The sequence below is a fragment of the Marinobacterium lacunae genome, assembly GCF_000705555.1.
Lineage (GTDB): Bacteria > Pseudomonadota > Gammaproteobacteria > Pseudomonadales > Balneatricaceae > Marinobacterium_D > Marinobacterium_D lacunae.
The window spans coordinates 365,479-376,880 of record NZ_JMQN01000013.1; the positions used below are offsets into that span (position 1 = coordinate 365,479).

Here is an 11,402-nt window from a genome sequence, read left to right on the forward strand (position 1 = left end):
CCTGCCAGTTTATTGAAATTCGTATCCCAACAGCTCTATATCCCGCCGGTATACGCGCGCCACAATCTCCCGGGAGCGCGGGGAGTACGCGTCGATATAGCGGCCACTGTTACGCGTTACATTGATCTTGGGCATCGGCGCGCCGCCGACTTGCTCCAGAATTGTATTGTAATCCTGCTCCAACGACTCGAAACGTCCGATAAAATCCAGACTGATCATGCCGCGCGCATCCTTGAGAAACCGGCTCTGTGGCATGAAATGCAACTGCAGGCCTATATTGTCCTCATCCACCCAGCGATTCACAAAGTCGTTGAAATCTGCGAAACGCTGCAAAGCCTCTGTCCAGACCCGGTCATCTTTACCGACCCCGCCGTTACGCAGATAGTGGTATGCCGAATACAATCTGTCCCAGGGGTTACGGACGAAGGCAAACTTGTAGTACGCGTTGAATTTCTCCGGCCCAAGCACATTCTGATAGTAGGCCAGTGACATGTGGCCCACCGCGGGCAGATCAAACAAACCCTTGCAGACACTGAGACCTGCAGTTTTAGGCACATGTACGAAAATACAGTGTTTGTCGTCATAGGCCTGGCAGTAACCGATGCGCCCACTGACAAGCTTTTTGAACAGCTGCCGTTGCTCCTGGGTCATGAAGCTCAGCATCAGCTCACGGTGGGCCTTGGGCAGCGTTTTCCACAACAACGACAGCATGAAACCTTATCTCCAGGCATCGCGAATAAACGAGGCGCGCTTCCAGAATCCGTAGGCACCGTCGACAACATCTTCGGGATCGGGTTTACCGTGAAAAATAATGATTGATGCATGTGGCGGCAACGGCGTATCCAGACTGTCCGGCACCTTCAGTCCCAGACGACCAAGCCCCAGTTTCTCAGCCCATCGCCAGGCTTTGGAATCGAGACTCTTTTTGTAGGACAACACCCGCGCAGAAGGCCAGTTGCCGGCTTCGGGGACACAGGCATAGATCCACTCCTGGTCGCCGTTGAGTGTCTGCATGATCTCGTCCTGACGTTCAAGAAAACGCTCCCAGATCTCGGCGTACTGACCGATGCGAAAGCGCATAACCGAACTGTTCCACATGGCATTACGCGACCAGTTGCGAATAATCAGGAAATCGCCGGGCTGATCGACCAGAAAATCGATCTCATCAACGATAACCACATCGAGATCCAGATAGATCAGATCACCTTGAAGGCCATAAAAGTCGCGCCGGAACAGCGACAGCTTGTACCACCAGCCATGCAGACCAGTCTCCTGCAACGGCAGGGTTTCTATCCCCTGTGTCAACCCGCTGTCGTTTTCGGTCATGCAGAAGAAGCGGAACGGCCGGTGAAGATGACGACTGACCATCCGGTAAAGTCGGTTTACATATTCGGCCGGATATTTGGTGCCCCACTTGAGACACACGACGTTGACAACCGGATCGCCGCCCCGCACATTCACCTGACCTGCGTTATCTGTACTCTCAACCATCCAGACACTCTCTGTAGCAGCTCAACGTTTGTTGCAGCATATTGTGCTGCAGAAACGGCATCTCGTCCGGCTCTTGCGGCGTGGTCAGCAGATCGACGACGACCGCCTTCAACCGGACCCTATCCTGACAGGGCACCTTGCCCGCCGGAAAAACCGCCTCGAGTATTTCGTTGACGCCACCGTGTGCATAGCCCACCACGGAGGCCCCCAGACTGAGCGCTTCGGCGACCGTGCGCCCAAAAGACTCGGGTTTGTTGGATAAAGAGAGCACCAGATCGGACACCGCGTAGATTTCACGAATATCCGGGCGCGATCCGGTAAAGGTGATCGCGTCTTCAAGCCCCTCGTTGCGCACACGCTCCCTGAGCTCGTTAGCATAGGCCTTGCGCTTGGGGTCTTCGCCACCAACGATCAGCCCATGTACCACCAAGCCATCGCCACGCAACGACGCGATGAGGTCGATGAAATCATGGTGCCCCTTCAGACGGGTAAGCCGCCCCGGCAGCGTCAGCACCTTTTGTCCTTGTAGCTGCGGATACTGCTCGTACCAGCTTTTCAGCCACTCTGCGCTTGGGCTGAAACCACGCTTGAACACCTCGGTGTCGATGCCACGGTATATCAGGCGCACCCGACTGAAATCCGTTTGCGGATAGTTTTGTGCGATATAGCGACTGACGGTTTCGGACACGGCAATCACGCGTTCGCCCCGGCACATGATGCTGCTGTAGCGCCCTACGGAATAGAGCCCGTGTACGGTAGTCACCAGATGTGGTCGCTCCTCGGCCTTAAGCCCGCGCCAGGCCAGCCAGCAGACCCATGCGGGCATGCGCGAGCGCAGATGCAGAATATCCGGTTTTTCAGAGCGCAGCAGCGCCCTCAGGTGCCAAATCCAGCGGAACGTAAACGGGGACTTTCGTCCAATATCCAGTTGTATGTGCCGGCTGCCCTCACGCTCAAGTTGCGCGACCAGCTCGCCGCCTGCGGACAACACAACCGACTCATGCCCCTGTTGCACCAGGTATTGCGCAACTTCCAGCGTGCCGCGCTCGACACCACCGCCGTCCAGCGAGGGCAGGACCTGCATCACTTTCACGCCGAATCACCTGCCGGTATCTGGCGGTCACGCCCAAGGTTTAAGGCCACGAAAACAAGTACGGTAAAGATCGCAATCTTTTCCGGATGCTTCATCGCAACCTCAGTCAGGTTGAACGTGGCAAAGGCCACAACGAGGCTCAGACTTATGTACCCAGCCCACTCGGCCCCCCGTGCTCTGATTACCTGGAGAGATCGCACGGCCGGCACGATCAGCAGCGCACACAAAGCGCTCAGCCCGATCAGGCCGCGCATTGCGATCTCCTGAAAATACTGGTTGTGAGCATGCGCGCCTGGAAGATACTCGACTAACGCGGGCGGGAATCGACCCTGCTCGATCCAGTCCTTTTTGTATTGCTGGAAACGCTCTTTTCCGGCACCGAACAGCGGGTGCTCCTGTGCCACCGCCACGGCGTACTTCCACATCAAGACACGGAAACCCACCGAACTGCGGTAGGCATGTCCATTAGCGGTGTCCGATAACGCGGGGGCCAGTTCATCATCCACTTTGAGGAAACGTTTGTAGGCGCCTGACTCATACCCGGCCACACCGCCAATCAGTGCGACCACGGTCAAGGTCAACAACGCCCGCTTGGCAGAAAACACTTTATGCCGGTAAAGATAAAACGCATAGATCAGCAATAACGGTGCAAACGCCAGCATGACGCCTCGGGTCTGCGTCAGTGCAGCCGCTGCACAGAAAACCACCGCCGACAGATACAGGCTCCAGCGCTGCCATTGTTTGTTCAGCGCGCAGGCCAGATAGGTGCTAAATACCGCCATGCATACTGAAAACATGCCAAAGAAGATCGGGTTGGTGAATCCGCCAAACCGGGAACATGTCTGCCAACCGCAAACGTAGAGTATCAGCAGTAGCATTTCGAGTGCGGCAACGGCACACAAGATACCGACATAACGCGCTTGAAGCCTGATCAGCGATGCTGCATATACAAACAGGCTGCAGTAAAGAAACATCCTGATGGTGCTCATGTAACCGTCGTTGATCAGGTAAGACAGCACCAGAATAGACGTATAGAGGGACATCGGCAGCAAGAGCGATTTAAGCCCGATCACTTTCCAGGTCGATACCGACTTGCGATAGACCAGACAGATCAGGGTCGACAGGATCATCACCGAGATAAGGTAACGATCCCCAACCGGGAAAAAGAACATCAGATTGGTGACATAGCCGATGACCAGATAGACGCTCGCAATCGCGAGTTTTTCAAGTCGCGACCCACTGGTCTTGACGGAAAACTGTGACGCCTCTGTCACTGAAAACTTCTCATCCATGATCACAGTCGCAGATCCGCCTCACCGGCTGCCAGAACATACTTCAGATCGTAGAGTACATGCTCCGCCCGACCCCAGCGGCGGATCGCTTCAGCACCCAGTGCGTGGAACTCCTGATGGGCCACCGCCAGCACAATGCCATCATAACGGCCCGCTTCGATCTCCTTCAGCGGCGTAATGCCGTACTCCTCCTCGGCCTCCTTGGGGTCGACCCAGGGGTCATACACATCCACATCGGCGCCGTATTCGTTCAGGGCAAGGATGATGTCCACAACCCGGGTGTTGCGCAGATCCGGGCAGTTTTCCTTGAAGGTCAATCCGAGAATCAGAATCCGCCCGCCGGCCACATGTATGCGGCGCTTGAGCATCGCCTTGACCATCTCATCGGCGACATAGGCGCCCATATTGCTGTTGATGCGCCGCCCGGACAGAATCACATCGGGAATATAGCCCGCAGACTGGGCCTTGTAGGTCAGATAGTAGGGGTCGATACCGATGCAGTGCCCCCCCACCAGACCCGGACGGAAAGGCAGAAAGTTCCATTTCGTACCGGCAGCCTCTAGCACTTCGAGGGTATCGATACCGAGCTTGTTGAAGATAATCGCCAGTTCATTCACCAACGCGATATTGAGATCGCGCTGGGTGTTCTCGATTACCTTAGCCGCCTCTGCCACACGGATGCTGCTGGCTTTGTGCGTGCCGGCGGTGATGATGGTGCGATAGAGATGATCGACCCGCTCTGCAATCTCGGGCGTCGAGCCGGAGGTAACCTTCTTGATCGTGGTAACGCGGTGTACCTTGTCACCAGGGTTGATTCGTTCGGGACTGTAACCGGCAAAGAAATCACGGTTAAAGACGAGCCCCGACACGCGTTCGATGACCGGGATGCAATCCTCCTCGGTGGCACCGGGGTACACCGTGGACTCGTAGATCACGATATCGTTTTTGGCGATGACCTGCCCCAGCGTTTCCGAGGCCTTGATCAGCGGTGTCAGGTCCGGCTGTTTCTGGCCGTTGATCGGTGTCGGGACGGTCACGATATAGACATTGCAGCCCTTCAACTGATCCACATCGGCACTGAAACTCAACTGTGTCGCCTGACGCAACTCCTCGTCATCAACCTCGAGCGTACCGTCATGCCCGGCATTCAGTTCGCGGATTCTATCCAGATCGATATCGAAACCGACGACCGGGTAGTGTTTGCCGAACTCGACAGCCAGCGGCAGGCCGACGTAACCCAGGCCGATAATGCCAATCTTTATCCCGTCCAATGAAACCTGGCCCTGTGTGGGAAGACTCATAACCATCCTCTATTCAGAATCAATTCGGCACATCGACTCGCCTCGTCGAACTCCGTGGCGGGCCGAGCAAGCTCAACCGGCTGGCCCGGTTTATAACGTGTGATAACACCCTGTTGCACCAGCGACTCAAGCCCCCGATACAACCGTCCGGTGCGGCGCCAGGGCACGGTCAGTGTGCCGACAGCACAGCCGGCTGTCAGTGCCTCGTAAACCATCGAAACGCTGTCTTCACTGACCCAACACTGCTCCGTTATGGCTAGCTGCTCTGGCAGCCAGCCATCGCCGGTCGCCGCCACCGGCACCACCTCGAGCGAATCGAGGGTGCGCAGCTGAGCAAGGGTCGACTCGGGGGTGCGTCGAGACGTCGTCAGACACCAACGGGTATCCGCACTGTGCGCAATGATACTACGGAGTTGATCGAGCAGCCCGACTTCATCCCAGTCGTTGCCTTTCGATGGGCCGCCAATCAGTATCATGCCGCTACCCGGTACTTTTTGCCCGGGGCGCATGCGGTTCAGCGCGCCCTGCGTTACGACCACATTGGCGCGCACAGGAGGCGAGTCATGTTCTGGAACAAGGCACAGATCGAAACAGGCCGTGGGCAGTGTCGGCTTCATTAATACGACGGCGGGCACACCCCAGATACGTTTGAGCGCCAGCAGCGTCAGATGTGTCGCATGGCCGGCTCCAATCAGAAAAGCGGGAGGTTCAACAGGCAATCGCGCACAGCGACCGGTTATCAGACCGACTAATGCCTCTCGACGGGACAACGGTGCCATCTCGCGAATCTCCGCACTGACGCCGAGACGCAGTAACGCCTCCGCCAGACCAAGCGACTGATTGCGATGGCCGGCCTTACCGTCACCGATGATGAGAATCTGCGCCAACTCTACCCCTAAATCTCCGCCGCCTGCGTGCCGCTATCTCAAGCCTGTCCATGATAAACAATTCCGCCTGTGCTGGATATTCCGGCACTCTGGTCGTGCCCGGAACAGGCACGAAATTCGACATGAGCGCCTGTTAGTAGCGAACAGCAGAACACTATTTCCACACTGAGCAATTCCATTTTTGCTGTGGATGCATACAATCTACTCTCTTGTTTGTGCGTGCGCTGCCGGCTATTGCTGCCGAGTCCGGCGCTCCGTCCCGTTCACTGTGTAGGTAGGGTGGTCTGCTATGTCCGCGTTCGGCTCCGTTTTCATGCCTGAAATGGCGATCTCTTGGTTTGATGGTTCAAATTGGAGCGAGAGCAAGGTCGTCCCGAGCGACAGCCTGAACCTGCACGCGGGTGCTCATGTGTTGCACTACTCCAGCACCTGTTTCGAAGGGCTGAAAGCCTTCCGTCACGAAGACGGGTCGGTGAAGATATTCCGCATGGACCGCAACATCGCCCGCATGGCACAGAGCTCTGAACTGCTGGCCCTGCCGAAGCTGGATCAGGAGCAGGCTGCTCAGATGATCACCTCCATCGTCGCACGCTTCGCCTCCGATGTGCCGGAACCGCCGGGATCCATGTACATCCGCCCGACCCATATCGGTACAGAGCCCGCCATCGGCAAGGCCGCGGTACCGACACTGGAGTCCTGCTTCTATGTTCTGCTCTCCCCGGTGGGCGATTACTTCTCCGGCGGCGATCGCGCCCTGCGCCTGCTGATCGATGACAAAAATATGCGCTGCCCGCCGCACATGGGCATGGTCAAGAGCGGTGGCAACTATGCCGGCGCGCTGCAGCCGACCATGAAGGCACGCGCCGAATTCAAGGCCGATCAGGTCTTGTTCTGCCCCGGTGGCGATGTTCAGGAAACCGGCGCGGCCAACTTCCTGCTGATCGACGGTGACGAAATCATCACCAAGGCGCTGGATTCCACCTTCCTGCACGGCGTGACCCGCGACTCCATTCTCACGCTGGCACGGGACATGGGCATGAAGGTATCCGAGCGTCAGCTGTCCGTGGACGAGCTGCTCGAGCGCGCAGGCAAGCCCGGCTGCGAAGCCGCTCTGTCCGGCACGGCGGCTGTTCTGACGGCGGTGGGTACACTGATTCACAACGGTAAAGAGTACAACGTCGGCAACGGCGGAATCGGCGAGACCACCCTGAAACTGCGCCGTGCACTCAACGACATTCAGTGGGGCCGCAGCGAAGACAAATTCGGCTGGCTGCGCGATATCTGACCGGTAGCGCCATTATGAAAAAGCCGGGCCCTTGTGCCCGGCTTTTTTATTGATCCCTGTTCGCGCCGATCAGTGCTCCATCAGGTCGGCCCAGTAACCACTGATCCGCTCACGGTATTCGCTGAGCTGGTCACCACTGACCACGGTAGGCTGGTTCTGCAGGGTCTGACGATGATTGAAGGCCCGATAGGCCTTATAGATCTCGCGCAGCTCCTCGGCCTGCTCCGGCGAGAGCAGCCCCTCCTGCTCGATAGACTCCAGCATCCGGATGTTATCACTCCAGCGCATCAGCGAGGGGTATCGGTGGGCATGGGCCAGTACGAGGTACTGCACCATGAATTCGATATCGACCAGACCGCCGCGATCCTGTTTCAGGTTGAACTCGCTTCCCCCTTTCGCCGCGGAAGTCCCCAACTGCTGCCGCATCTTTTCGCGCATCTCACGCACTTCAGTCTTCAGCGCCTCGATATCCCGCTCTCGCCCGAGGATCGCTTCACGCACCGCGGCAAACCGTTCGCTCAAACGGTCGCTGCCGCTGACCACGCGGGCCCGTGCCAGTGCCTGATGTTCCCAAGTCCAGGCATCGTTTTGCTGGTACTGCTCGAACGCCTGTAGCGAGCTGACCAGCAACCCCGAATTGCCCGAGGGTCGCAAGCGCATATCGACCTCGTACAGCTGCCCGGAGGGCGTCAGCGTACTCAGGATATGGATGATGCGCTGCCCGAGGCGGGTGAAGAACACGGGATTGGGCAGCTCGCGCTGTCCGCCCTGAGTCATCAGGTTGCCATCGGCTTCGTAGACAAATACCAGATCGAGATCCGAACCGTAGGAGAGTTCGATACCGCCGAGCTTGCCATAGCCCACGATAATAAAATCCGGATCGCAGGGTTCTCCCGCTACCCGCTGGGGAACACCGTACTTGGCGGTCATATCGCGCCAGGCGATCTCGAGCACTGCATCCAGTATTACCTCGGCAAGCCAGGTCAGGTAATCGCTGACCTTCATCAGCGGCAGGGCACCGGTAATATCGGACGCGGCCACGCGCAACACATGCGCATGCTTGTAGTAGCGTAGCGCCTCCATCTGCTGCTCGGTATCCTCTTCGGGGATGCGAACCAGCAACTGACGCAGCTCATCATTCAGCCGAGCTTTGTCGGGCGGCGTGAACAGGGTGCGCGGGTCGATCAGTTCATCGAGCAAACCGGGTTGGCGGGAGATCTGATCGGCGAACCACTGGCTGGCGGAACACAAGCGCACCAGCTGCTTCAGCGCCCCGGGGTTTTCATGCAGCAGCACCAGATACGCCGAGCGCCTCAGTACCGCCTGAACCAGCAGCAGAACCCTTTCCAGCGTCACTTCAGGGTTTTCGGTACGCCCGACCATCGGCAGAAGTCTCGGCATGACCGCCTGCAACCGCGTCTGAGCCACCTGCTGCAACATCTGGACGGTGCGCAGTTGCTGCAGATTCCGCAGTTGCTGCAGGGCACGCTCCGGGTCTTCGAAACCCAGGGTCCTGAGATATTGCACACCCGATTCACTCTCAAGCTCTGCATCCCATAGGGCGTGCCAATCTGCACTGTGCTGCTCCTGATCGCTGCCCGCCTGCTCCTGTTCAACCGGCGCGATCACCTCGGCAAAATGCCGTGACACGCTCTGGCGGTGTGCACTTAGCGTCTGCGTAAAGTCGCTCCAGTTGTCAAAGCCCATCACAAAGGCCAGTCGCGCCTGAGCCACCTCATCCTGAGGCAACTCCTGCGTCTGGCGATCCGCCAACGCTTGCAATGCATGCTCGGTATCGCGCAGGAATCGATAGGCCGCGAGCAGCTCCTCGACCACCTCCTGCGGCATACCCACACAATCGGGTAACAGCGGCAGTATCGCGCTAAGTTCACGTTGCTGCAGGCGCGGGTCACGTCCACCACGGATCAGCTGGAACGCTTGTGCGATAAACTCCACCTCACGGATGCCCCCGGCACCGAGCTTGACGTTCTGATCCCGGTTCTTGAGCTTGACCTCCCGGTTGATCAACGCCTTCATCTCGCGCAGGGATTCGAACGCACTGAAGTCGATATATTTGCGGTAGACGAACGGACGCAGCAGTGACAGCAGTTCGGCACCGGCAACCTGATCACCGGCCACTACACGGGCCTTGACCATTGCATAGCGCTCCCACTCCCGCCCCTGGTCCTGATAATAGGTTTCCATGGCGTCGAAGCTGCACGCCAGCGGCCCAACACTGCCAAACGGGCGCAGACGCATGTCGACGCGGAACACAAAGCCATCGACCGTGGTGTTATCCAGTGCCTGAATCAGCTTCTTGCCAACACGGGTAAAGAACTCCTGATTGGACAGGGTGCGGTTACTGCCGTCGGTCTCCCCGTTTTCGGGGTAGGTGAAGATCAGGTCGATATCAGACGACAGGTTTAGCTCGAACGCGCCAAGCTTGCCCATGCCCAACACCACCATATGCTGCTCAACTGGACTCCCCGCGGCATCCGGTCCCATCGGGCGTCCCCAGCGCTTCACTGCGTCGTCGTGCAACCAGGCAAGGGTGAGGTCGATCAGGGCATCGGCCATCTCCGAAAGGCTCAGGGTGGTTTCCGCCAGATCCGCGCGTCGGCTCAGGTCACGCCAGATGATCCTCACCATCTCACGTCGCCGGAACAGACGCAGGCGGCGATGCAGCTCAGCCTCCGAATCACAACCCTCCAGTGCCGCTGACGCACGTTGGCGCATCTGGCCCGTGCGGTACGGTTCGGCCAACTCGCCACTGCTGACCAGCGCCGCGAGCAGATCCGGATGCCGTTCAAGCTGTTCACTCACATAGTCGCTGCCGATCAATACCGCCGGCAGATCATCCAGAAGCGCTTGGGAACAGCCAGCCACCCCTTCCACGGCAGACGTGACCCGCTTCCAGTTACGCTCCAGACAGGCATGCAAGCCGGCCGGTACAGACGCGTGGTGTGGATCAAACATGAGGCAGATCTCCTGAAAGCCTTGATTTACCCTCTACTTTAAACCAGAAGCAGCAGAAACGAACAGGTGCACCAAAAGTGCGCAAAAAGCGCCTATACAGGGCATGTTCGTTGCGCAGGGCACCCTCTCACATAACGTTGAGGCACACAGAAGTCATTGAAGATCTGGCTGTTTTGTTATTTTCCGACTACACATATAACAACCGACAACCTGACCGCTACGCCAACCTCAATGGCACTGAACAGGGTTCAGCTGGAGAGGAGGCTCTTGTGCAAGGCTGATCTCCTTGCCGGTCTGGAACAGGTTTTGCTATTTGATCAAACAGTCAATTAAAGGGATACCCAAGCCTTTGCATAGAGGCCTGGAGAAAACACTCACCAATGAGGACGTACATAATGTTGAGAAAAACCTTACTAGCCACCGCTACTCTCTCGGTCACACTGGCCGGCGTCGCAAGTCAGGCACAGGCCGACGGCACGCTGGATGCTGTCAAAGAACGCGGCTACGTGCAGTGCGGTGTGACCTCTGGTGTACCCGGGTTCTCCGTACCCGATGAGCAGGGCAACTGGAAAGGTCTGGACGTGGATGTCTGCCGTGCCGTGGCGGCGGCCGCGCTTGGCGATGCAAGCAAGGTCAAGTACACCCCGCTCAACGCCAAGGAGCGCTTTACTGCGCTGGCATCCGGTGAGATCGATGTACTCTCGCGTGTCACCACCTGGACGCTGACCCGCGACACCCAGCTCGGGATCAACTTCGCCGGCGTCAACTACTACGACGGTCAGGGCTTCCTGGTCAAAAAGGATCTGGGCCTGACCAGCGTCAAGGATCTGGATGGCGCCACCATCTGCGTACAGTCCGGTACCACCACCGAACTGAACATGGCCGACTACTTCCGCACCCACGGCCTGCAGCACACCCCGGTGGTGTTCGACACCAACGAACAGGCCGCCACCAGTTTCGATACCGGTCGTTGCGATGCCTTCACCACCGACCTGTCACAGGCCTACGGTCTGCGTACCCGCATGCAGGATCCGGACTCCGTGGTGGCACTGCCCGAGGTGATCTCCAAAGAGCCGC

Annotated in this window: 9 protein-coding genes; 2 read left to right on the top strand and 7 right to left on the bottom strand. The window is 58.0% G+C overall.

Going from position 1 to position 11,402, the window contains the following annotated elements; translation table 11 throughout:
- Positions 1–9 precede the first annotated feature (9 nt).
- From ADIMK_RS04545 to ADIMK_RS04570, 6 genes are read right to left on the bottom strand one after another with little or no spacing between them, the layout of a single operon-like run.
- Positions 10–711 (bottom strand): sulfotransferase family 2 domain-containing protein, encoded by a 702-nt coding sequence (locus ADIMK_RS04545; RefSeq protein ID WP_036184099.1) that lies wholly within the window; start codon positions 709–711, stop codon positions 10–12.
- A gap of 6 nt (positions 712–717) precedes the next feature.
- Positions 718–1,491, bottom strand: a complete 774-nt coding sequence (locus tag ADIMK_RS04550; RefSeq protein WP_051692459.1) for a hypothetical protein — start codon at positions 1,489–1,491, stop codon at positions 718–720.
- Complete coding sequence (locus ADIMK_RS04555; protein ID WP_036184272.1) at positions 1,484–2,575, bottom strand: glycosyltransferase family 4 protein; 1,092 nt, start codon at positions 2,573–2,575, stop codon at positions 1,484–1,486. Before ADIMK_RS04555 ends, ADIMK_RS04550 begins: the two co-directional genes overlap by 8 nt.
- A gap of 5 nt (positions 2,576–2,580) precedes the next feature.
- Positions 2,581–3,876, bottom strand: a complete 1,296-nt coding sequence (locus ADIMK_RS04560; protein WP_036184103.1) for an O-antigen ligase family protein — start codon at positions 3,874–3,876, stop codon at positions 2,581–2,583.
- A 2-nt stretch (positions 3,877–3,878) separates the two neighbouring features.
- Positions 3,879–5,177 (bottom strand): Vi polysaccharide biosynthesis UDP-N-acetylglucosamine C-6 dehydrogenase TviB, encoded by a 1,299-nt coding sequence (tviB, locus tag ADIMK_RS04565; RefSeq protein ID WP_036184104.1) that lies wholly within the window; start codon positions 5,175–5,177, stop codon positions 3,879–3,881.
- Positions 5,174–6,064: a mitochondrial fission ELM1 family protein gene (locus ADIMK_RS04570; protein WP_036184107.1), complete on the bottom strand. Its 891-nt coding sequence runs from the start codon at positions 6,062–6,064 to the stop codon at positions 5,174–5,176. Before ADIMK_RS04570 ends, tviB begins: the two co-directional genes overlap by 4 nt.
- 289 nt (positions 6,065–6,353) lie before the next feature.
- Here ADIMK_RS04570 and ADIMK_RS04575 point away from each other — a divergent pair, with 289 nt between their 5' ends.
- Positions 6,354–7,349, top strand: a complete 996-nt coding sequence (locus tag ADIMK_RS04575) for a branched-chain amino acid aminotransferase (RefSeq protein ID WP_036184109.1) — start codon at positions 6,354–6,356, stop codon at positions 7,347–7,349.
- A gap of 69 nt (positions 7,350–7,418) precedes the next feature.
- Here ADIMK_RS04575 and glnE read toward each other — a convergent pair whose 3' ends face one another.
- A complete protein-coding gene (gene glnE / locus ADIMK_RS04580; protein WP_036184111.1) occupies positions 7,419–10,325 on the bottom strand; it encodes a bifunctional [glutamate--ammonia ligase]-adenylyl-L-tyrosine phosphorylase/[glutamate--ammonia-ligase] adenylyltransferase in 2,907 nt (968 codons plus the stop codon).
- A 395-nt stretch (positions 10,326–10,720) separates the two neighbouring features.
- On the opposite strand from glnE, the gene ADIMK_RS04585 reads away from it, so the two are divergent.
- On the top strand, positions 10,721–11,402 hold a 682-nt coding region (locus tag ADIMK_RS04585), incomplete at its 3' end, for an amino acid ABC transporter substrate-binding protein (protein ID WP_036184114.1).

Excerpts from the sequence above, each read along its gene's own strand:
- ADIMK_RS04545 (WP_036184099.1), bottom strand. The coding sequence starts at position 711 with ATGCTGTCGTTGTTGTGGAAAACGCTGCCCAAGGCCCACCGTGAGCTG.
- ADIMK_RS04550 (WP_051692459.1), bottom strand. The coding sequence starts at position 1,491 with ATGGTTGAGAGTACAGATAACGCAGGTCAGGTGAATGTGCGGGGCGGC.
- ADIMK_RS04555 (WP_036184272.1), bottom strand. The coding sequence starts at position 2,575 with ATGCAGGTCCTGCCCTCGCTGGACGGCGGTGGTGTCGAGCGCGGCACG.
- ADIMK_RS04560 (WP_036184103.1), bottom strand. The coding sequence starts at position 3,876 with ATGGATGAGAAGTTTTCAGTGACAGAGGCGTCACAGTTTTCCGTCAAG.
- tviB (WP_036184104.1), bottom strand. The coding sequence starts at position 5,177 with ATGAGTCTTCCCACACAGGGCCAGGTTTCATTGGACGGGATAAAGATT.
- ADIMK_RS04575 (WP_036184109.1), top strand. The coding sequence starts at position 6,354 with ATGTCCGCGTTCGGCTCCGTTTTCATGCCTGAAATGGCGATCTCTTGG.
- glnE (WP_036184111.1), bottom strand. The coding sequence starts at position 10,325 with ATGTTTGATCCACACCACGCGTCTGTACCGGCCGGCTTGCATGCCTGT.